Source organism: Vibrio sp. D417a (assembly GCF_030248595.1).
Taxonomy (GTDB): Bacteria; Pseudomonadota; Gammaproteobacteria; order Enterobacterales; family Vibrionaceae; genus Vibrio; species Vibrio alginolyticus.
Map to the genome: position 1 here is coordinate 249,650 of NZ_JAHGAM010000003.1, position 22,076 is coordinate 271,725.

Here is a 22,076-nt window from a genome sequence, read left to right on the forward strand (position 1 = left end):
CCTTTACAAAAACTAACTGTAGATTTCCAAATGATCAATAATGTGTAATTAACTATAAATATCAATGACATTGCTTAGCAGAAATCTCTGAAAGATGGAAAAACAAACAATTTTTTGTTGACTATGTATCAGAAACTCGGTAAACGTAGAGTTAAGCAAACACAATTAACGTTGAATATTTATTTATGCCATCTAACAGCCTAGTAGTAATGACCACGACCATTATTATTACCGACACGACACATGTTGGGGCAGGCTGCTGAGCGAAAGAAATTCACAAAAAAGGCCTGTATCCAACAAGATACAGGCCTTTTTTTATGCTTTTTTATCCAGAATTTAGACAAATTTAAGAAGATATACCGGAGGAAGGGATGCGAGTATTGAAGTTTGGCGGATCATCACTAGCTGATGCAGATCGCTTTTTGAGAGCGGCAGACATTATTGCCAATAACGCTCAACAAGAAGAAGTAGCGGTTGTTCTTTCCGCTCCTGGTAAAACAACAAACAAATTGGTTGCGGTCATTGAAGGCGCATTGCGCAATGGTGAAGCAGAACTACAAATCAAAGAGTTGGAGGAGTCGTTTAAAACGCTCTTCACTCAAATCCAAGCAGTACTACCCAATATCGATGGTTCAGCTTTCGATAACCAAGTGAAAACTTCTCTCTCTCAATTACGCCAGTTCGTTCATGGCATCAACCTTCTTGGCATGTGCCCAAACAATGTTAATGCACGTATTATTAGCAAAGGCGAACGCGTTTCGATTCAATTGATGAAAGCGGTGTTAGAAGCCAAAGGCCAGCCTGCACATCTTATCGACCCAGTTGAATACCTATACGCAAAAGGTGATCACCTTGAAGCCATGGTCGATGTTGAAGTTTCGACTCAGAACTTCCGCCAGAATCCTCTTCCTCAAGGTCATGTGAACATCATGCCTGGCTTTACCGCAGGTAACGAGAAAGGTGAATTGGTAACACTTGGTCGCAATGGCTCTGATTATTCGGCGGCGGTTCTTGCGGCGTGTCTGCGCGCAGATTGCTGTGAGATCTGGACAGACGTAGATGGTGTGTACAACTGTGACCCTCGCTTAGTCGAAGATGCTCGCCTACTTAAATCTCTTAGCTATCAAGAAGCGATGGAGCTTTCTTACTTCGGTGCTTCCGTTCTGCACCCGAAAACCATCGCCCCAATCGCACAGTTCCACATCCCATGTCTGATCAAAAACAGCTTTAACCCACAAGGTGCAGGAACTTTGATTGGGCAAGACACTGGTGAAGACAATCTGGCGATCAAAGGTATCACGACGCTAAACGACCTAACTATGGTTAACGTCTCCGGCCCAGGTATGAAGGGTATGGTTGGCATGGCAAGCCGCGTATTTGGCGCAATGTCTTCCGCTGGTGTGTCTATTGTTCTTATTACTCAGTCTTCTTCTGAGTACAGCATTAGCTTCTGTATTGAGGCAGAAGATAAAGCAAAAGCGCAACAAGTACTGGCCGATGCGTTTGAGTTGGAACTGAAAGATAGCTTATTAGAGCCGGTCGAGTTTATTGATAATGTTTCAATCATAACGTTGGTTGGTGACGGCATGCGTACATCGCGCGGTGTTGCATCTCGCTTCTTCTCATCTCTTGCTGAAGTGAACGTAAACATTGTAGCCATCGCACAGGGCTCATCTGAGCGTGCTATCTCAGCCGTGATTCCTGAAGATAAAATCTCTGAAGCGATCAAAGCGTGTCACGAAAACCTATTCAACTCTAAGCACTTCTTAGACGTATTCGTGGTTGGTATTGGTGGCGTTGGTGGTGAGCTGGTGGATCAGATCGAGCGTCAACAGGCGAAGCTTGCGGAAAAAGGCATCGTTATTCGCGTGTGTGGCTTGGCAAACAGCAAAGGTCTTCTGCTTGATAGTGAAGGTCTGCCACTCGATCATTGGCGTGATCGTATGTCGGCAGCGACAGAAGAGTTCAGCCTAGCGCGTTTGATTTCTTTGGTTCAACGTAACCACATCATCAACCCAGTATTGGTTGACTGTACATCAAGTGAAGATATTGCGAATCAATACGCTGATTTCCTAGCTGCTGGTTTCCATGTCGTTACACCAAATAAAAAAGCAAATACAGCAAGCATGGCTTACTACCATCAGCTTCGCGATGTTGCGCGCAGCTCTCGTCGCAAGCTGATGTACGAAACAACTGTGGGGGCGGGTCTACCGGTAATCGAAAACCTGCAAAACCTAATCTCAGCGGGTGATGAGCTAGAGCGCTTCAGCGGTATTCTTTCTGGCTCTCTGTCATACATCTTCGGTAAGTTAGATGAAGGTATGAGCCTAAGTGAAGCAACTAATATCGCAAAAGAAAATGGTTTTACTGAACCGGATCCTCGTGATGACCTTTCTGGTATGGATGTCGCGCGTAAGCTTCTGATCCTAGCTCGTGAAGCAGGCATGTCTCTAGAACTAGAAGACGTTGTGGTTGATCAAGCACTGCCACCAGGTTTTGATGATTCTGGTAGCGTTGATGAATTTATGGCGCGTTTACCTGAAGCAGACGCCTACTTTAAAGAATTATCTGCAAAGGCAGCGGAAGAAGGCAAAGTACTGCGCTACGTTGGTGAGATTAATGAGGGCAAGTGCACAGTAAGCATCGCTGCGGTGGATGAAAACGATCCAATGTATAAAATCAAGGACGGTGAAAACGCACTGGCATTTTACAGCCGTTACTATCAGCCAATCCCACTAGTGTTACGTGGCTATGGTGCAGGCACCGAAGTAACGGCTGCGGGTGTATTTTCTGACGTGATGCGTACTTTAGGTTGGAAACTAGGGGTATAACAATAATGAGTTCAAGTGATATGGATGTAGTGGTTTATGCCCCAGCATCAATTGGTAATGTAAGCGTTGGCTTTGATGTGCTGGGGGCTGCCGTGTCTCCAGTGGATGGCACACTATTGGGTGACCGTGTATTGGTGAAATCTGGGGCTGACCCGTTCAGCCTTAAAACGGCGGGTGATTTTGTTGAGAAATTGCCAACTGAACCAAAAGAGAACATCGTCTACGACTGTTGGCTTGTGTTTGCTCGTGAGTTAGACAAAAAAGGCGTTGAGCTAAAACCACTTGAGATGACGCTAGAAAAGAACATGCCAATTGGCTCTGGTTTAGGCTCAAGTGCATGTTCTATCGTTGCTGCATTAGATGCATTGAACCGATTCCATGGACAGCCACTTAACGAGACAGAATTACTAGCGCTGATGGGAGAGATGGAAGGCAAGATCTCTGGTGGTATTCACTACGACAACGTTGCGCCATGTTACCTTGGTGGTGTCCAGTTGATGCTTGAAGAGCTTGGTATCATCAGTCAAAAAGTGCCTTGTTTTGATGATTGGTACTGGGTGATGGCGTATCCGGGTATCAAGGTATCAACGGCGGAAGCGCGTGAGATCCTACCATCTCAATACCGCCGACAAGATATCATTGCTCATGGTCGCCACCTTGCGGGCTTTATTCATGCGTGTCATTCTGGTCAGCCAGAACTTGCTGCAAAAATGATCAAAGACGTGATCGCAGAACCGTATCGTGAGAAACTGCTTCCGGGTTTTGCGAATGCACGTCAATACGCAGCGTCTGCGGGTGCATTGGCTACCGGTATTTCTGGCAGTGGGCCGACACTGTTCAGTATTTGCAAAGAGAAAGATGTCGCTGAGCGAGTTGCTCGCTGGTTAGAACAAAACTACGTACAAAACGAAGAAGGATTCGTCCACGTTTGTCGTCTAGATAAGCAGGGTTCGAAAGTAACAGGAAGTGAGCTATGAAGCTTTACAATATAAAAGAAAATGATGAACAAGTTTCCTTTGGCCAAGCCGTTCGCCAAGGGTTAGGCCGTAACCAAGGTCTATTTTTCCCATCGGAATTACCAAAATTTGAAGATATCGATGCGCTGCTTGCAGAAGACTTTGTCTCTCGTAGCACTAAGATTTTATCGGCGTTAATTGGAGATGAACTTACAGAGGAGCAAGTGAATGCTCTTGTTGATGCTGCATTCCAATTCCCTGCGCCAATTAATCAGGTCAAAGACGGTGTTTACGCTCTGGAACTGTTCCATGGTCCAACGCTTGCATTTAAAGACTTTGGTGGTCGCTTTATGGCGCAATCTCTTGCTGCGGTTTCGGACGGCGGCAAGATCACTATTCTGACTGCAACTTCCGGCGATACTGGCGCAGCCGTTGCGCATGCTTTCTACGGTATGGAAGACATCAACGTTGTGATTCTTTACCCGAAAGGTAAGATTAGCCCACTGCAAGAGAAGCTATTCTGTACGCTTGGTAAGAACATCCATACTGTCGCGATCGATGGAGACTTCGATGCGTGTCAGGCACTGGTTAAGCAAGCTTTTGATGATTCTGCACTGCGTGAAGAGATCGGTCTGAACTCTGCAAACTCAATCAACATCAGCCGTTTGATGGCGCAAATCTGTTACTACTTTGAAGCAGCTGCGCAAATGAGCAAGCAAGAGCGTGAAAACCTAGTGGTATCAGTACCAAGCGGTAACTTCGGTAACCTAACTGCTGGTCTATTGGCAAAAGCGTTGGGCTTGCCTATCAAACGCTTTATCGCTGCAACTAATGCCAATGACACGGTTCCTCGCTACCTAGAAACAGGTAAGTGGGAGCCAAAACCAACAGTCGCAACAACATCGAACGCGATGGACGTGAGCCAACCAAACAACTGGCCTCGTATCGAAGAGCTGTGCCGTGTGAAAGAGTGGGGCTTGGAGACGTTAGGTAAAGGTGCAGTATCTGATGAGCAAAGCGCACAGTCAGTGAAAGACTTACATGCTCTAGGCTATCTATGCGAACCGCACGGTGCGATTGCTTACCGCGTTCTTGAAGAACAATTGCAAGACGGTGAAACCGGTCTGTTCCTATGTACTGCTCACCCTGCGAAGTTCAAAGAAGTCGTGGATGATATTCTAGAATCCGATATCGAGCTTCCTGCGCCACTAGCGAAGCACGCTGCGATGGAGCTGCTATCGGAAGAGCTCGACGCAGACTTTGACGCATTGAAACAAGTACTGCGCCGCGTGCAGTAAGCTTCAAAGTATAGTAAGTATCAAAAACAGAAATAACGAGAGGTGAATGAGTAATCATTCACCTTTTTTATTGTCGGTAAGTTTTGACTCTCTTTATGATTGAGAAACGAACTTAACTAAATGAGATGGAAAGAGAAGCATGCATTTTTTGATTTTTCTTGGCTCAGTGAGAGACAGCACGCCACCACGACCAGCCCGTTTAGGAATGCGAGTCAGTAAAGCGTGTGAAAAACTCATCGCGAGTCAACATTCGCAACATACGGTCGAAATCATCGACCCTTTGAATTACGACTTTGGTGATGTGTTTAAGCCCGAGTTTGCTTATCACCGCTCTAAAGTTCCGCAGCACCTAAGTGAGCTAGCAGACAAAATCAAACATGCGGATGGGTATGTGATGGTTAGCCCGGAATATAACCATTCGATGAGTCCTGCTTTGGCGAACATGCTTAACCATTTCGGCAGTTCGCTGTTTTCTTACAAGCCGAGTGCTATCGTGACCTACTCTGCAGGGCAATGGGGTGGCGCTCGTGCTGCAGTGTCGATGCGTACCTTCTTATCTGAACTTGGATGTCTACCTGTCTCTGCGATGATCCACATTCCGAAAGCGCAAGAAGTCTTTGATGAACAGGGCGTTGCTGCGGATGAGTCGGAGCAGACGCAGTGGGACAACTATATGAATCGCACTATGCATCAATTGATTTGGTGGGCAGAAGGGGCGTCACTGCAAAGAGATAGGCTTGATCCAACCTCTGTAGCGCAAGCGTTTCAGAAAGATCCTTCGCAAAGAAATGCACCTTAGAGGCGAGTTGCTTTCCATTATAGAAAGGGGTTAGAAGGATTCTGAAACAAAAAAAGCTTGGTCATTGCTGACCAAGCTTTTTAAATTCTAGCGAGCTAGTTTACTGAGAGATTATAGAGTCTCAGTAAAAGTACGAGCGATTACATCACGTTGTTGCTCTGGAGTTAGCGAGTTAAAACGTACTGCGTAACCAGAAACACGAATAGTTAGTTGTGGGTATTTCTCTGGGTGTGCAACTGCATCTTCTAGTGTTTCGCGTTTAAGCACGTTCACGTTTAGGTGTTGGCCGCCTTCGATACGAGGAGCAGTTTCGATTGCAACTTCACGGCTTTCGTATTCACCTAGGTCGCTGATTGCGATAACTTGGTCTGCTTCGTAGCCAGCAGTTGCAGCAACACAACGAGCTTCATTTTTTTCGCTATCTAATAGCCAGATAGAGTTTAGTAGGTCGTCGTTTGCCGCTTTTGTAATTTGGATACCTTGGATCATCACTATCTCCTAGACCACTTACGTGGTGATTATTGGTGTTAATTTTCGAATTTTCGTTGAGCTGAGTATTATATAGCTAATATCCACTATTTTAATATTGATTTAAGTCAATAAACAACCAAAAACATTATTTTTATTAAGGTGATTTTATTGAATTAAATCAATAAAACCTTTGAAAACAAACTAATTACAATTTATTTGATAATATAAAAAATATTTAATAACTGATTTTGTTGTAAATTTACTACAAATTGAGATTAAAGTTTAAACTGGTTAACGCAACTATCTGTATTTAGGTAGCAATACTGAAAGTCTAAAGTGATTAAATGACAAACATGAAAAACAAGCTTGGGAATAAACTCATTGGTGCACATGTCTCTGCTGCTGGTGGGGTCGATCAAGCTCCGTTGAGAGCTCGTGAAATTGGCGCGAATGCATTCGCACTATTTACAAAAAACCAACGCCAGTGGGTGGCGAAGCCTTTAGAAGCAAAAACCATCAGTGCGTTTAAAGCGAACTGTAAAATGCTGGGTTTCGGAGCAGAACATATTCTTCCCCATGATTCTTATCTGATTAACTTGGGTGCGCCGGAAGAAGAAAAGCTGAATAAATCCCGCGCGGCATTTATTGATGAAATGGAGCGTTGTAATCAGTTAGGGCTGACTTTGCTTAACTTCCACCCGGGTAGTCACCTAAAGAAAGTCTCTGAACAGGAGTGCCTCGCAACGATCGCCGAGTCGATCAATCTTGCGCATAAAGCGGTGCCGAATGTGATCGCTGTTATCGAAAATACGGCAGGTCAAGGCACTAACTTAGGCTGGAAGTTTGAGCACCTTGCTGAAATCATCGAGCAAGTGGAAGATAAAGATCGTGTCGGCGTTTGTATTGATACCTGCCATACCTTTACGGCTGGTTATGACTTACGTACAAAAGAAGATTGCGAGCGCACCTTTGCAGAGTTCGACCGTATCGTAGGTATGCACTATTTAAGAGCAATGCATCTAAATGATTCAAAAGTAGAGTTTGCCAGCAAAGTAGATCGCCACCATTCTCTTGGTAAAGGAGAGATCGGGTGGGATTGCTTTGAGTACATCGCGAAAGACCCTCGTTTTGATGGTATCCCTCTGATTTTAGAAACAATTGATCCAGATATTTGGCAGCAAGAGATCAACACGTTGCGTCAATTCCATTTAACGGCCATTGACAGTTAATGGCGTAACCACAAAGTTGGCACCTTTCTTTCTTAGTCATTGAACATCAATCTCTGAATTAGCAAAGAAGGATGCCAACATGTCTCGACCACTCTCTTTTACTCCTTATGCTTACACTCGTCGCGTGCTTCGCTTACCGATGCCTAATCGTCACATTACCGGACAGGGGCACTTTCGAACGCCACAGAAGCATTAGTCTTTTATTACTTGTCTCAAGTTCGTGGTAAGTTTTTGTTTGTTTGAGTTTCGCTCGTTAGAATAGAAGCAAAATTTAGGACAGGAACTTTCCATGAATCAGTCACCCACTTGGCACGATGTGATCGGCGAAGAGAAAAAGCAGAGCTACTTTGTAGACACCTTGAATTTTGTTGAAGCCGAACGCGCCGCAGGCAAAGCTATTTTTCCTCCCGCAAAAGATGTCTTTAACGCGTTTCGTTTTACCGAGTTCAAAGACGTTAAGGTCGTGATTCTAGGACAAGACCCATACCACGGCCCAAATCAGGCGCATGGCCTGTGTTTCTCTGTACTTCCTGGCATTAAAACGCCACCGTCACTGGTTAATATGTATAAAGAGCTGGCGCAAGATATTGAAGGTTTCCAAATCCCTCAGCATGGTTTTTTGCAAAGCTGGGCTGAACAAGGCGTATTGTTACTCAATACGGTATTAACGGTGGAGCAAGGTAAAGCGCATTCACATTCAAAGACAGGTTGGGAAACGTTTACTGATCGAGTGATTGAAGCCATTAATCAGCATCAAGAAGGTGTAGTGTTCTTGCTGTGGGGTTCACATGCACAGAAGAAAGGTCGTTTTATCGATCGCAATAAGCACCATGTGTTAGCTGCCCCACACCCATCGCCACTTTCTGCACATCGAGGCTTTTTCGGTTGTAAGCATTTCTCTCAAGCAAACCAGTTGCTTACATCACAAGAAAAAGCACCAATTAACTGGCATTTGCCATTAACGGTATAAATGAAGAGACAGCGATCATGGGTGGTATGATCGCTGTTTTTTTGAGCACGCTCGAGGCTGATAGTAAATTTCTCATGTACACTTACTAAAAGTAGGTGTTAAGGAGAGACGCTATGATGATCGAAAGAATTCGACGCGAACATGGTTATATGGTTCGTCTGTTGGCGATACTGCGCCATAAGCTTAATGAGATAAAAAAAGAACGTGTAATCAACTATGCGTTAGTAAGCGAGATTGTTGATTACCTCTCTAATCATTCGGAGAAAGTACACCACCCGAAAGAAGATATCCTCTATCACCACTTTCTTGAACACTATGGTAAGCAACAAACCATGGAAAATTTAGAGAAAGAACATCTAGAGTTAGCGAGTAAAACCAGAGAGTTTTCATCCGTGATAGAGATGATCCTTCAGGATGCTGTTGTGCCACAAGACATGTTTGTCGCTCACCTAGAAGATTTCATAGAATCGCAAAGGCACCACTTGGAGCTAGAAGAGCGAAAAATTTTGCCTCTCATTGAAGAGTTATTTACCACAGAAGATTGGCAGCACGTCGAGAGCTTATGGAGCGTCAGTGAGGATGATCCTGTGTTTGGTGACACGATTGCTGATCGTTATAAGCAGTTGGCCGAACGTGTTCGTCAAAGTGATACTGAGTATGTTTAAGCCTGAGTGATGAAACCTGAGCGAGCGAAAGCCGTCTCTCGGGTTTGTGAGATACATTTCTTATTTATTGGGAATCAACCGAAAATTTAGTGTGCATATTTCTCGGCAAAAAGTACGGAAGATTCTCATTGAGTAATAATGGTATTCATACTTAAACCTTGGTACATAAACTCACGGTGTTTACGGTCACTGTAAACAAAAAACAAAAGGCACCTGTAAGGTGCCTTTTGTTTGAATTAGAGTTTAATGTCTTCCAAGTTATAATCGGTACAGACATCAAGTTCGCGCAGCTCTTTAAGCAAATTGCGTCTGTCGTTCATCTCTTCTATTTCACGCCACTTTCGCTTTACTGGTTTGGCACGAGATTTGGTTGTTGAGGTAGTATCCAGATTAAAAATGTCATCTAGTTGAAAGCCTTCCATAAGCCACCTTTACCTTTCTTAAGCTAAACTGTTGTAACCAGTCCTTGTGGAGTTTTTTAAGTACCACAATAGCCGTGAGAATAACCATGATATATTTCGCATTTGTGTCGGTAGCATGACATTTTCGTGCAAAAATATTCTCAAAATCACACTTTTTATTGCAACGATGTGGATAAAAAATGCACAAACGATCTCAAGAAAACGATTAAATAGAGAGATTTTCTATGTTAATTCGATTTGATGAATGGGTGCTCTGCGCAAAGGTTAAAGTTGCATAAAATCAGTTTGATGAAATAGTGTTCAATTAGATGGTAAGCCACTAGCGTAAATTTATGTAACACCTTGTGAATACTAGCTTGTTCTTGTTTATACGGTTTGCCATTCCATTTAATGAGGAATAATTATTTATGTTGGTGTTTGGTAATTGAAATGTTGCGCAGTTTGAGTGTTAAGTCTTCTATTTATGTTATTTTTTGGTGACTTTATAGTGAAAAATAACAATGTTATTATTGTTGTTGCATATTGATTTTTGCGCTCCTAGGTTGCATTATCCGCCCGTCAAAAAATACGCTGGTACGTAAAATGGATGCATGAAGCGACGTTTACGATTCTAGATTGCCCATAAACATTACTTAAAAAGCTAAGCACACTTTGACACTTAGCAGGCAATTTGGTGGATGGCTAGGACGCATAGACTGGCGCAACTCACTTTGAGGTACACATGACAGACTTAATCAATTTGATGAACGATCTCCTCTGGGGCTCGATTCTGGTTTATCTTCTTGTTGGTGTTGGTATTTACTTCACCGTTCGATTAGGGTTCATTCAGTTCCGCCATTTCGGCCACATGTTCTCTGTTCTTAAGAACAGTCGTAAAGCAGACAAAGCTGGTATTTCCTCTTTCCAAGCGCTTTGTACTAGTCTTGCTGCACGTGTTGGTACAGGTAACATGGCGGGCGTTGCAGTTGCATTGACTGCGGGTGGTCCTGGTGCGATCTTCTGGATGTGGCTGATTGCAATGCTTGGTATGGCAACATCGTTTGCTGAGAGCACACTGGCGCAGCTATACAAAACCAAAGATGATGATGGCAACTACCGTGGTGGCCCTGCCTACTACATGGAAAAAGGCTTGGGCATGCGTTGGATGGGCGTGTTGTTCTCAGTTTTCCTAATCATCGCTTTTGGTTTGGTATTCAACGCCGTACAAGCTAACTCAATTGCCAATGCAATGAGCAACGCATTTGGTTGGAATAACCTGTATGTCGGTATTGCCGTTGTTTTACTGTCTGCAATTGTTATTTTTGGTGGCATCAAGCGTATCGCAAGAGTTGCTGAGATGATCGTTCCGATCATGGCACTACTTTATCTAGCTCTAGCGCTGTTCATCATGTTCTCTAACCTAGAGAAATTACCTGATGTATTGATGCTTATCTTTAAGAGTGCATTTGGTCTGCAAGAAGCAGCAGCTGGTGGTCTTGGCTACGCAATTGCACAGGCAATGATTAACGGTATCAAGCGCGGTCTATTCTCGAATGAAGCAGGTATGGGTTCTGCACCTAACGCGGCAGCTTCAGCAACACCTTACCCACCACACCCAGCGTCTCAAGGTTACGTACAGATGCTAGGCGTGTTCATGGATACGATCGTTATCTGTTCTGCAACAGTGGCTATCATCCTGATGTCTGGTGAGTATGTCGGTCAAGCAACAGAAGTGACGGGTATCGAGCTAACTCAGCGTGCATTGAGCTCACAAGTTGGCGATTGGGGCGGCATCTTTGTTGCTGTGGCAATCTTCTTCTTTGCGTTTACTTCAATCATTGCAAACTACTCGTATGCTGAAACGAACTTAATCTTCCTAGAGCACAATCATAAAGCGGGCTTAAGCATTTTCCGCGTTATTGTTCTTGGTATGGTGATGTTTGGTGCACTAGCTTCGTTACCAGTCGTATGGTCGCTTGCTGACGTCTCTATGGGTCTGATGGCGATAGTCAACTTGGTGGCGATCATCTTGCTATCTGGCATCGTGATTAAACTGGCCAAAGATTACAACCGCCAGCTTGGTGAAGGAAAAGTGCCAACATTTGATGCGAATGACTTCCCGGAGCTGAAATCTCAGCTTGAAGAAGGCATTTGGTACAACGATAAAAAAGACTAAGTGAGCTATCACTCATAGTTGAAAGCTATTAGTACGATGTAAAAAGCCATGCAGACAATGCATGGCTTTTTTTGTACCCTATTAAAAACAAAATTAGAGAAGGGAAAGTCATGCTTATCGTAGTTTCTCCAGCGAAGACTCTTGATTACGAGTCTCCGTTAGCGACAGAAAAATTTACTCAACCTGAGTTGGTCGAATACTCAAAAGAGCTTATCGATGTTTGCCGCAAACTGACTCCTGCTGATGTTGCCTCTTTAATGAAAGTGAGCGACAAGATTGCCGATTTAAATGTGGGCCGATTCCAAGAGTGGAGTGAAACGTTTACCACGGAAAACTCACGACAAGCCATTCTTGCATTTAAAGGTGACGTTTACACAGGGCTAGACGCCGAAAGTTTATCTGAAGCGGACTTCGAATATGCTCAAGATCATCTGCGTATGCTATCGGGTCTTTATGGTTTACTAAAACCACTTGATTTGATGCAGCCATACCGTCTTGAAATGGGTACCAAGCTTGCAAACGACAAGGGTACGAACTTGTACCAGTTTTGGGGCAATGTAATTACGGACAAGCTTAACGAAGCGATTTCTGCTCAAGGTGATAATGTCCTTATCAACCTTGCATCAAATGAATACTTTAAAGCGGTTAAGCCAAAGAATTTAGATGCGCAAGTGATCACGCCAGTATTCAAAGATTGTAAGAATGGTCAATACAAGGTCATCAGTTTTTACGCGAAGAAAGCGCGCGGTATGATGGCGCGTTACATCATTGAAAACCGTGTTGAGAGCGTTGCAGACCTGACTAAGTTTGATACGGCGGGTTACTACTTTGTGGAAGATGAATCGACGCCAACAGAGTTAGTATTTAAACGCGAAGAGCAAAAATAAAGCTGATTGAGACGTAGTCTACGTTAATCTCTATCAGCACAAACGAAAAAAGGGTTGGCATTGCCAACCCTTTGTTATTTTCTAGCTTGAGCTACTTGGCCCCAACAAGATTACTTCTTCTTAGCGGTTTTCTTTTTCGCTACTTTTTTCTTGTCGTCTTTTTTCTTTTTCTTCTTAAACACAGGCTTTTTGTGTTTAGGACGCATCTCTTTCACGAAACGCTCTTTGATGTCTTCTTTCACGTAACGTGCAACGCGATCCATCATTGGTTGGTCGTGTGCTTCTACGATTGAGATAGCGTTACCTTTCTTACCTGCGCGAGCAGTACGGCCGATACGATGAAGGTAAACATCAGCCGTGCGTGGCATGTCGTAGTTGATAACGTGTGATACATCCGGAAGATCGATACCACGCGCAGCAACGTCCGTCGCGAGCAGCACGTTCACAGTTCCATCGCGGAAGCGAGAAATCGCATTGTTACGACGATCTTGCGGCATTTCACCTTGAATCCAAGAACATGGAATCTGTGCGCTTTCAAGCTGCGCTCGTAGCTCAGCCAAACGCTCACGAGTCTTTAAAAAGACGATAGTGCGCTCAGCTTGCTGAGTAATAATGTGTTTTAGTAATTCCAGTTTGTGTTCAGCATCATCAGCTCGGTGATACCACTGAGCAATTTTCTTACGCTCACGCAGCGGTGATTTTGCATCAATCTCTGCTGGGTCATTCAACAGATCAGCGGTAAAGCCTTCTACGCCTTTCCCTTCTAACGTTGCTGAGAACAGAAGGGTTTGCTTACGCCAGCGACATTCGTTAGATAGGCGATCGACAGTAGGAGCAAAACCCATATCTAGCATACGGTCTGCTTCATCAAGGATTAACCATTCGATTGCACGACAATCAAAACGTTCTGCATCAATGTATTCTTTTAAACGGCCAGGTGTCGCAACCACAATGTCTTGTGTTGTTGCAAGGATGTCGGCGTGCTCTTGGTACTGAACACCACCAGTGATAGTGAAAATGTTGAGTTTGGTATTTTTTGCCAAAGCACGTGCTTGATCGGCAATTTGCATCGCCAGTTCGCGAGTAGGCGTTAGGATCAAAATACGCGCAGGCCCAGGCTTACGACGAGGGAAGTCTTGCAAGTATTGCAATGCTGGCAGGACGAAGGCGGCCGTTTTACCAGTTCCTGTTGGCGCTGACGCTAGAATGTCACGACCGTCCAACGCTTGTGGAATCGCTTCTGCCTGAATTTTTGTTGGGCGTTCGTAACCCATCTCTTCAATGGCTTCAAGTAGGTTTTGGTCTAGATCAAGTTCAGCAAAGGTTCTGATCACAATGAGTTCTCCACAAGCAAAGCTTGGTTAATGGTTCGCCACAACAGCATAGAATACAAAAAGGTCGCACATTATAAAGTGATTGGTGATAAGGATCACATGTTATTTCACATCTTAAGATAAAACTCGCGGGTTAACTGGATGAAATCATCACTATAGCCGTCATTTGAACGGATAATTAAATGTGACGTCTGCAAATCGCAAGGTCGTTTTGACAGTTCAAATAACAATCGGTGTACTGGTTTCTTTTCTGATGGTTGCACACGACAGATCCTCGATAGATACCAACCTTGGTTTAATGCTAGCTCAATGAACTGCTCGCCTTCGGTGATTGGCAACACAAAACTAGCTCTCCCTTCGTCATCAAGCAAATGATAGCAACGCTGTAGCAATGCGTTATGGCCTAGCGTATCAGTGTGCCTCGCGGTTGCACGTTGACTGTGTTTCGATTGCTCGCCGCTGTTGAAGTAGGGCGGGTTACAAATGATGCGTTGGAATGAATGTGTCGGCGTAAAGTGCAGTATGTCGGTGTGATGCACACTTACACGATCTGACCAAGGAGACTGGGCCATATTTTTTTGCGCGGCAGCAACGGCTGTTAATTCGATATCGACCGCGGTTATTTGAGCTTCCGTAAAGCGTTGAGCACACATCAGGGCAAGCAGGCCAGTGCCAGTGCCAATATCGAGAATTTTAGCGTCGTTAGGGCTTTGAATCCAAGCACCAAGCATTACCCCATCTGTGCTGACTGGCATACCACTCTCGCCGCCCTCAATACAAAATTGCTTAAAATTGAAACCTTTAGTTTTCAGTTTTTTGTTCTTCATGATTGTTTTATATTTGCTCAATAATTAAGTGGATTACTCTATTGTTTATTAATTGTATAGATTGTTGTTTTGTTGGTTATTAAATTGTATTGTTAATTGATCGAGATAAAGAACTGGTCTGTTATTTGGATCTGGTTATATCCACTGCTTTTAAGTTTGAAAACTAAATTAATATGGTGTTTTTTTCTTAAAGGTTGCCAAATGATGAGTCTTTCGTCATTATGCGGCGAAAATTTTATAGATTGAACCACGTGTACTTATTGACTTTAGGTATACAAAAAGTGGTCTAAGCATACACAACATTCATTAATTAAAAGACAAGGGTTATCTGTGAAGCAGACGTTAAAACTAACAGATATTATCGCAGTAGGCTTTATGCTATTTGCGTTCTTTTTAGGTGCGGGCAATATTATCTTTCCACCTCTAGCGGGTCAGTTAGCGGGTGAAAACTTAATGCCAGCTATGTTTGGTTTCTTGCTGACAGCGGTAGGTCTACCTCTTATTACTATCGTTGCTATTGCTGTTGCTGGTGGTTCTTGGGATCACTTAACGCAAGATCTTCCGAAAAAAGCAGCGGTTATTATGGCTGCGTTGATCTTCATCATCATCGGTCCTGCGTTTGCTGCGCCTCGTACTGGCCTAGTGGCTTACGAGATGGCGGTGAAACCTTTCTTCCTTGAAGCGTCACAAACGCATCTCACTGCATTTTCAGTGATCTTCTTTATTGCGGCGATGATGTTCTCATGGTTCCAAGGCCGTTTGATCGATCTTATCGGTAAAGTACTGACACCAGCATTGTTCGTTGGTTTGATCATTCTTGCTGTCGCTGTCTTCCTTGATCCTCAGGGCGATATGATTGGCGCGCACGGTGAATACCTAACGCAGCCTCTGACCAAAGGCTTCTTAGAAGGCTACAACACAATGGATACGTTCGCGTCATTGATGTTTGGTATGCTGATGGTTGATGCACTGCGCGGTAAAGGCATTACTGAGCGCTCTGCAACTACTAAATATCTGATCTATGCAGGTTGTATTGCTGCTGCTGGTCTTGCGTTTGTTTACATCTCACTATTTTACTTAGGTGCGACGAGTGCAACGGTTGCTGCTGGTGCTGATAATGGTGGCCTAGTGCTTAGCCAATACGTTCAAGCGTTGTTTGGTCCATACGGTCAAATCGTTCTGTCTGTCATCGTATTGCTAGCGTGTCTGACAACCGCGATTGGCTTGATTTCTGCGTGTTCAGATTTCTTCAGCTCGAAAACACCACTGTCATACAAGCAATGGGTACTGATTAATGGTTCTGTTTGTGCATTGGTTGCAAACGTTGGTCTTGCACAGCTGATTTCTCTGTCAGTGCCAGTATTGTTTGCGCTGTACCCTGTGGCGATTGCGTTGGTTGCACTAACATTTGTGCGCAGCAAACTGCCAAATCCACGTTTTGCTTACCGCGCGGTACTGCTTGTATCTCTGTTGTTTGCGTTGGTTGATGCGGCAAAAGTATCGGGTATTGATGTTTCTGCGTTTAACATGTTGCCACTATTCGAAGTCGGCATGGGTTGGGTGCTTCCAACATTTGCGGCTATCGTGTGCATGTTCTTCATCGCGAAACCTCGCCCAGAACTAGCACAAGAAACCGCGTAATCACTTCGCGTTATCAAGATAATAAAAAGCCCGATGAATTACTTCATCGGGCTTTTTACTTTTTAATGATTACGTGTTTGCGCTATTAAAGCGTGTCGTGGAATTCCACAAGAACTTGTTCACACCATTTTTCGATGCGTTCATCACTCAGTTCGTACTGTGAGTCTTCATCTAACGCAAGTCCAACAAACTTGCTGCCATCTTCGATCAATGCTTTCGATGCTTCAAATTCGTAGCCTTCATTTGGCCAGTAACCGATAAAGGTTGCGCCTGTGGCTTGTAATTCATCGTGAAGTAAGCCCATCGCATCTAAATACCACTCTCCGTAACCTTCTTGGTCACCCAGGCCAAACAGCGCTACAACTTTGCCTTTCAGTGGCGTGGTCGCGATGTCTTGCCAAATCGCGTTCCAATCTTCTTGAATTTCACCAAAATCCCAAGTTGAGATGCCAAGGAGTAATAAGTCGTAGTCCGCCATTAGTGATAACGGTGTCTCTTTCACATTGTGAATGTCGACAAGGTCTTCACCAATAAGGGTACGAATTTTCTCTGCTGCCATTTCGGTGTAGCAGGTCGTTGAGCCGTAAAAGAGTCCGATTTTCATTATATTCGTCGTTATTTGTGTTGCTGTTGTGGAAGATTCTAACCATAAATTGAGGAAGATTGCAGCGAATATCCTATGTGGGATGATTTTTTATGGTATTGGATTGGCAGGTGCTTTAATCTAAATACTGTAAATATAAACAGATAAGGAAGCATTCATGACGGCACAACAGCCTGTCAATCAACAAGATTTTTCGCTTGTTGAGCAATTCTTAGATGCGATGTGGATGGAGCGTGGTCTATCAGAGAACACGTTGGCTTCCTACCGAAACGATTTAATGAAGCTGCTCGTGTGGATGGAAAAACATCGATACCGTCTTGATTTTATCAGTTTGTCTGGCTTGCAAGAATATCAAAGCCACCTTGTAGACTTAGATTACAAACAGACGTCCCGTGCGCGTATGTTGTCGGCTATTCGTCGTTTATTTCAATACCTGCATCGTGAGAAGGTGCGCGCTGATGACCCGAGTGCGCTCTTGGTTAGCCCTAAACTGCCACAACGTTTACCCAAAGATATTAGTGAAGAGCAAGTGGACGCGTTGCTCGAAGCGCCAGACCCGAATGACCCTATAGAATTGCGCGATAAAGCGATGCTAGAGCTACTCTACGCGACAGGGTTGCGTGTGACAGAGCTCGTCAGTTTGACCATGGAAAATGTTAGCTTGCGCCAAGGGGTGGTGCGCGTGACTGGTAAAGGTGGTAAAGAACGCCTGGTTCCTATGGGGGAAAACGCGGTCGATTGGATCGAGACGTTCATTCAACAAGGGCGCCCTGCGTTACTTGGTGATACATCATCTGATATTGTTTTTCCTAGTAAACGCGCAAGACAGATGACTCGTCAGACGTTTTGGCACCGTATTAAATACTATGCTTTGATAGCAGGGATTGATACTGATCAGCTGTCGCCGCACGTACTGCGTCATGCCTTTGCCACGCATTTATTGAACTATGGCGCAGATCTCAGGGTCGTACAGATGCTTTTAGGACATAGTGACTTATCGACCACGCAAATTTATACTCACGTGGCGACTGAACGATTGAAGCAGATCCACAGTCAACACCACCCAAGAGCATAACAATGGTTAGATTCATCCATGTCCTCTTGGAAAAACGATTTTACATTAAGGTGAATTTCATGAGCGTATTACGCCGACTAACTCTGCTGACTTTACCATTTTTTGTTACCGCTTGTGGTGCAGAAGAAAGTCAGGCTCAAACGGAGACTCCTGCGCAACAAGTGGCGCCAGCTGCACAAAGCGGCTTTGATGAAGCAGCATTAAAAACTAAGTTCTCAAAGCTTGGTTTATCTATCGTTGATATTCAACCATCAGACGTCGCTGGCTTATTGGAAATTCAAACCAATGGCGGGATCCTGTTTGCTTCAAATGATGGTAGCCATTTTATCGCCGGTACGCTTTATGCCATTAATGATGATGGCAGTTACAAAGATGTCATAGCAGAGCGTCAAGCGCCGCTTAACGCCGAGAAAATTGCGCAGTTCTCCGATAGCATGATCGAATACAAAGCCGACGATGAAAAGTACGTTGTGACCGTATTCACCGATATCACATGTGGTTACTGTGTGCGTCTGCATAGCCAAATGCAAGGCTATAATGATCTAGGTATTACAGTGCGTTACATGGCTTACCCTCGCCAAGGTGCAACTGGCCCTGTGGCAGAACAAATGGCAACGATTTGGTGTGCTGAAGATCCGGCGTCGGCAATGCACAACGCGAAAGTGAATCGTACATTTGATAACCCTGCGAAAGACCTGAAACAGTGTAAAGAAACCATCCAGGCGCATTACAATCTAGGTCGCCAATTGGGTATTTCTGGTACGCCAGCAATCTTCTTACCGAATGGCGAAATGGTTGGTGGCTACCTACCACCTGCAGAGCTATTGAAACGTTTAAAGCAACTATAATCCTTTAGGAGCAGAGCCGGCAAAGTTGTCGGCTCTTTCAAGCATGATAGAAATTCAACGACGTCCTGAACCAGATCTTTCCCTTCTTCCTGATTCCATACCTCCGATTCTTAAACGTATCTACATCAACCGTGGGATAACGGATCTTTCACAATTAGAAACGTCGGCCCGTGGGTTGCATTCATATCAAAAACTCGGGGGGATTGAGCAAGCTGTCGATCTTTTGTTTCAGGCGATAAAAGAACAAAAACGCATCATCGTTGTCGGTGATTTTGACGCTGATGGCGCGACAAGCTCAGCATTATCAGTGCTCGCGCTGCGTATGCTTGGTAGTCACAATGTGGATTACCTAGTGCCAAATCGTTTTGAAGACGGTTATGGGTTAAGCCCAGAAGTCGTTGACCAAGCCTTAGAGCTTGGCGCTGAGATGATCATGACGGTGGATAACGGCGTCTCATCAATCGAAGGCGTGCGTTACGCAAAAGAAAATGGCATTACTGTGCTCGTTACCGATCACCACTTACCAGGACAAGTGTTGCCTGATGTGGATGCAATGGTGAACCCAAACCTTGAGAGCTGTAGCTTTCCATCTAAAGCGCTTGCGGGTGTAGGGGTCGCGTTTTATCTCATGATGGCACTATGCGTTCATATGCGAAAACACAATTGGTTTGCAGAACAGGGGATGCAAGAGCCCAAGTTGATGGAATTGATTGACCTTGTTGCACTGGGTACCGTCGCCGACGTCGTTCCATTGGATGAAAACAACCGCATTCTTGTACACCAAGGCTTGCAACGTATTCGTGCGGGCAAAGCGCGTCCCGGCATCCAAGCATTAATTGAGGTCGCGAAGCGCGATGCGCGTCGTTTAGTTGCGTCTGACTTTGGCTTTGCTTTAGGTCCACGTATTAACGCAGCAGGCCGTCTTGATGACATGTCTTTCGGTGTTGAACTGCTGATGTGTAACAACATCCACGCTGCTCGTCGCATGGCAAGTGAATTGGATGGCTTGAACCAAACTCGTAAAGAGATTGAAGAAGGCATGAAGCAAGAAGCGATGGCTTTCTGTGAGCGCCTTCAGTTTGGTGAAGGCAATGAGCTTCCTTATGGCCTAGCCTTGTTCCAACGTGATTGGCATCAAGGTGTGATTGGTATTTTGGCTTCGCGTATTAAAGAGAAGTTTCACCGTCCAGTCATTGCATTTGCTGATGGCGGAGAAGGGACGATTAAAGGCTCGTGTCGTTCTATTCCGGGGCTACACATGCGCGATGCGTTGGATTTCATCGACACGCAAAACCCGGGTTTGATCATCAAGTTTGGTGGACACGCCATGGCAGCAGGCTTAACGATTAAAGAGCAGGATTTTGAGCGTTTCAGTCGTTTGTTTGATGAAGTGGTAAAAAAGGAACTCGATGAAGCGGCGCTAAAAGGCGTGATCATGTCAGATGGTGAACTTAAGCCGGAAGAGTTCTCTATGCATGTTGCTGAACAGCTGCGATCGGGTGGCCCTTTTGGACAAGCCTTCCCTGAACCAATCTTTGATGGTGAGTTTAAAGTACTGCATCAAAAGCTGGTGGGTGAGAAGCATCTTAAATTGATGTTAGAGCCGCTTTATAAAGGTCACCCTACCAATGTGATGATCGACGGCATTGCATTCAATGTTGATCTACGCCGATGGCCAGATGCATCGGTTAAAACAGTACGTCTCGCGTATAAGCTGGATGTGAATGAATTTCGTGGTAATCAATCATTGCAATTGATGATCGACCATATCGAAGCTAAGTAATACCTAGATTAACCTTTCTTATAGAGTACGGTTGCCCCTAAGTGGGCGTAAAATTTTATGACCGTGCTCTCTCTCACCGCAATCTGATTTCTCATCCGAAATTTTCCTGTATCTCGGTCACATTTTTCAGTAGAATTTCTCGGTTAAATTCTATTCTAAAATGTTGAGTAAACATGTTTGAAATCAATCCAATTAAAAACCGTCTGCAGGACGTGTCTCAGCGCACAAATGTCCTGAGGGGGTATCTTTGACTATGACGCGAAGAAAGAGCGTCTAGAAGAAGTCAACGCAGAACTTGAACAACCAGATGTATGGAACGAACCTGAGCGTGCGCAAGCACTGGGTAAAGAGCGTGCATCACTAGAAGTGGTTGTTGAAACCATTGATCAACTAGAGCAAGGTGTGGAAGATGTAGAAGGTCTTCTTGAGCTGGCTGTAGAAGAAGAAGATCAAGAAACATTTGACGAAATTGAACCAGAACTTGCTGAGTTGGAAGAGAAGCTAGAAAAGCTTGAATTCCGTCGTATGTTCTCTGGCGACCACGATAGCTCTGATTGTTACATCGATTTGCAAGCTGGCTCTGGTGGTACAGAAGCACAAGACTGGACTAACATGCTGCTGCGTATGTACCTACGTTGGGCAGAAGCGAAGGGCTTCAAAGCTGAAGTGATTGAAGTCTCTGAAGGTGAAGTCGCGGGTCTTAAGTCGGCAACAGTTCGCATCTCTGGTGAGTATGCGTACGGTTGGTTACGCACTGAAACGGGCGTCCATCGTCTTGTTCGTAAATCTCCGTTCGATTCAGGCGGTCGTCGCCATACGTCATTTGCTTCTGCGTTCATCTATCCAGAGATTGATGAAAACATCGACATCGACATTAATCCTTCCGACCTACGTATTGACGTTTACCGTGCGTCAGGCGCAGGTGGTCAGCACGTAAACACCACAGAATCTGCGGTACGTATTACGCACGTACCCACGAACACAGTGGTTCAGTGTCAGAATGACCGTTCTCAACATAAGAACAAAGATCAGGCAATGAAACAGCTTCGAGCGAAGCTATTTGAGCTTGAATTGCAAAAGCAAAATGCGGAAAAACAAGCTAATGAAGACGCTAAGTCTGACATTGGCTGGGGTAGCCAGATCCGTTCTTACGTATTGGATGACTCACGTATTAAGGACCTCCGTACGGGCATTGAAAACCGTAATACTCAAGCGGTTCTTGATGGCGATCTGGACAAATTTATTGAAGCTAGCCTGAAATCAGGTCTATAAAGCTTTTCA

Annotated in this window: 20 protein-coding genes and 1 other annotated feature; of the genes, 15 read left to right on the forward strand and 5 right to left on the reverse strand. The window is 44.6% G+C overall.

What is annotated here, in order from left to right; genetic code table 11:
- Positions 1-185 precede the first annotated feature (185 nt).
- The 5 genes from thrL to KI742_RS03470 all read left to right on the forward strand — a co-directional run bounded on the left by thrL (position 186) and on the right by KI742_RS03470 (position 5,884).
- Positions 186-263: a thr operon leader peptide gene (thrL, locus tag KI742_RS03450; RefSeq protein WP_074192076.1), complete on the forward strand. Its 78-nt coding sequence runs from the start codon at positions 186-188 to the stop codon at positions 261-263.
- Positions 199-318, forward strand: a sequence feature (Thr leader region). Its footprint overlaps the gene before it by 65 nt.
- A 53-nt stretch (positions 319-371) precedes the next feature.
- On the forward strand, positions 372-2,831 hold the full coding sequence (gene thrA, locus KI742_RS03455; protein ID WP_053304351.1) for a bifunctional aspartate kinase/homoserine dehydrogenase I: 2,460 nt from the start codon (positions 372-374) through the stop codon (positions 2,829-2,831).
- Positions 2,832-2,851: 20 nt separating this feature from the next.
- Positions 2,852-3,808, forward strand: coding sequence for a homoserine kinase (thrB, locus tag KI742_RS03460; RefSeq protein ID WP_054728792.1), 957 nt, complete (start codon positions 2,852-2,854; stop codon positions 3,806-3,808).
- Complete coding sequence (gene thrC, locus KI742_RS03465; protein ID WP_005381818.1) at positions 3,805-5,085, forward strand: threonine synthase; 1,281 nt, start codon at positions 3,805-3,807, stop codon at positions 5,083-5,085. Before thrB ends, thrC begins: the two co-directional genes overlap by 4 nt.
- A gap of 139 nt (positions 5,086-5,224) precedes the next feature.
- A complete protein-coding gene (locus KI742_RS03470; RefSeq protein ID WP_005382842.1) occupies positions 5,225-5,884 on the forward strand; it encodes an NADPH-dependent FMN reductase in 660 nt (219 codons plus the stop codon).
- Positions 5,885-5,995: 111 nt separating this feature from the next.
- Here KI742_RS03470 and grcA read toward each other — a convergent pair whose 3' ends face one another.
- Positions 5,996-6,373, reverse strand: coding sequence for an autonomous glycyl radical cofactor GrcA (gene grcA, locus KI742_RS03475; RefSeq protein ID WP_005381814.1), 378 nt, complete (start codon positions 6,371-6,373; stop codon positions 5,996-5,998).
- 326 nt (positions 6,374-6,699) lie between these two features.
- Here grcA and nfo point away from each other — a divergent pair, with 326 nt between their 5' ends.
- The 3 genes from nfo (at position 6,700) to KI742_RS03490 (ending at position 9,219) form a co-directional block, all read left to right on the forward strand.
- Complete coding sequence (gene nfo / locus KI742_RS03480; RefSeq protein WP_238765049.1) at positions 6,700-7,584, forward strand: deoxyribonuclease IV; 885 nt, start codon at positions 6,700-6,702, stop codon at positions 7,582-7,584.
- Positions 7,585-7,873: 289 nt separating this feature from the next.
- Positions 7,874-8,554, forward strand: coding sequence for a uracil-DNA glycosylase (gene ung / locus KI742_RS03485; RefSeq protein ID WP_005382846.1), 681 nt, complete (start codon positions 7,874-7,876; stop codon positions 8,552-8,554).
- A 113-nt stretch (positions 8,555-8,667) separates the two neighbouring features.
- The gene (locus KI742_RS03490) at positions 8,668-9,219 is read left to right on the forward strand and encodes a hemerythrin domain-containing protein (protein ID WP_005381807.1); all 552 of its coding nucleotides are present in this window, start codon (positions 8,668-8,670) and stop codon (positions 9,217-9,219) included.
- Between the two features lie 236 nt (positions 9,220-9,455).
- On the opposite strand, the gene KI742_RS03495 is transcribed toward KI742_RS03490, so the two are convergent.
- A complete protein-coding gene (locus KI742_RS03495) occupies positions 9,456-9,641 on the reverse strand; it encodes a DUF3545 family protein (RefSeq protein WP_005381805.1) in 186 nt (61 codons plus the stop codon).
- 721 nt (positions 9,642-10,362) lie between these two features.
- Between KI742_RS03495 and KI742_RS03500 the strand changes: the two genes are divergently transcribed.
- Positions 10,363-11,796, forward strand: a complete 1,434-nt coding sequence (locus KI742_RS03500) for a sodium:alanine symporter family protein (RefSeq protein ID WP_005381800.1) — start codon at positions 10,363-10,365, stop codon at positions 11,794-11,796.
- 110 nt (positions 11,797-11,906) lie between these two features.
- Entirely contained in the window at positions 11,907-12,683 is a 777-nt protein-coding gene (yaaA, locus tag KI742_RS03505; protein WP_005382848.1) for a peroxide stress protein YaaA, read from the forward strand.
- Between the two features lie 110 nt (positions 12,684-12,793).
- Here the strand turns inward: yaaA and srmB are convergent, their stop codons facing one another.
- Positions 12,794-14,017: an ATP-dependent RNA helicase SrmB gene (gene srmB / locus KI742_RS03510; protein WP_005381797.1), complete on the reverse strand. Its 1,224-nt coding sequence runs from the start codon at positions 14,015-14,017 to the stop codon at positions 12,794-12,796.
- A gap of 107 nt (positions 14,018-14,124) precedes the next feature.
- The gene (locus KI742_RS03515) at positions 14,125-14,844 is read right to left on the reverse strand and encodes a tRNA1(Val) (adenine(37)-N6)-methyltransferase (RefSeq protein ID WP_104978805.1); all 720 of its coding nucleotides are present in this window, start codon (positions 14,842-14,844) and stop codon (positions 14,125-14,127) included.
- A 330-nt stretch (positions 14,845-15,174) separates the two neighbouring features.
- Here KI742_RS03515 and brnQ point away from each other — a divergent pair, with 330 nt between their 5' ends.
- A complete protein-coding gene (brnQ, locus tag KI742_RS03520; RefSeq protein ID WP_005382851.1) occupies positions 15,175-16,485 on the forward strand; it encodes a branched-chain amino acid transport system II carrier protein in 1,311 nt (436 codons plus the stop codon).
- Between the two features lie 85 nt (positions 16,486-16,570).
- On the opposite strand, the gene fldB is transcribed toward brnQ, so the two are convergent.
- Positions 16,571-17,089, reverse strand: coding sequence for a flavodoxin FldB (fldB, locus tag KI742_RS03525; protein WP_005381790.1), 519 nt, complete (start codon positions 17,087-17,089; stop codon positions 16,571-16,573).
- 157 nt (positions 17,090-17,246) lie between these two features.
- On the opposite strand from fldB, the gene xerD reads away from it, so the two are divergent.
- From xerD to prfB, 4 genes are all read left to right on the forward strand, one after another.
- The gene (gene xerD / locus KI742_RS03530) at positions 17,247-18,164 is read left to right on the forward strand and encodes a site-specific tyrosine recombinase XerD (RefSeq protein ID WP_005381788.1); all 918 of its coding nucleotides are present in this window, start codon (positions 17,247-17,249) and stop codon (positions 18,162-18,164) included.
- A 59-nt stretch (positions 18,165-18,223) separates the two neighbouring features.
- Positions 18,224-19,012, forward strand: coding sequence for a bifunctional protein-disulfide isomerase/oxidoreductase DsbC (gene dsbC, locus KI742_RS03535; protein WP_005381786.1), 789 nt, complete (start codon positions 18,224-18,226; stop codon positions 19,010-19,012).
- Positions 19,013-19,055: 43 nt separating this feature from the next.
- Positions 19,056-20,795: a single-stranded-DNA-specific exonuclease RecJ gene (recJ, locus tag KI742_RS03540; protein ID WP_017821504.1), complete on the forward strand. Its 1,740-nt coding sequence runs from the start codon at positions 19,056-19,058 to the stop codon at positions 20,793-20,795.
- 173 nt (positions 20,796-20,968) lie between these two features.
- Positions 20,969-22,067 (forward strand): peptide chain release factor 2 gene (gene prfB, locus KI742_RS03545; protein ID WP_171345747.1). Its coding sequence is split into 2 segments (ribosomal slippage): positions 20,969-21,043 and positions 21,045-22,067, totalling 1,098 coding nucleotides; the frame shifts between segments, so codons are not numbered across the junction.
- Positions 22,068-22,076: the final 9 nt, after the last annotated feature.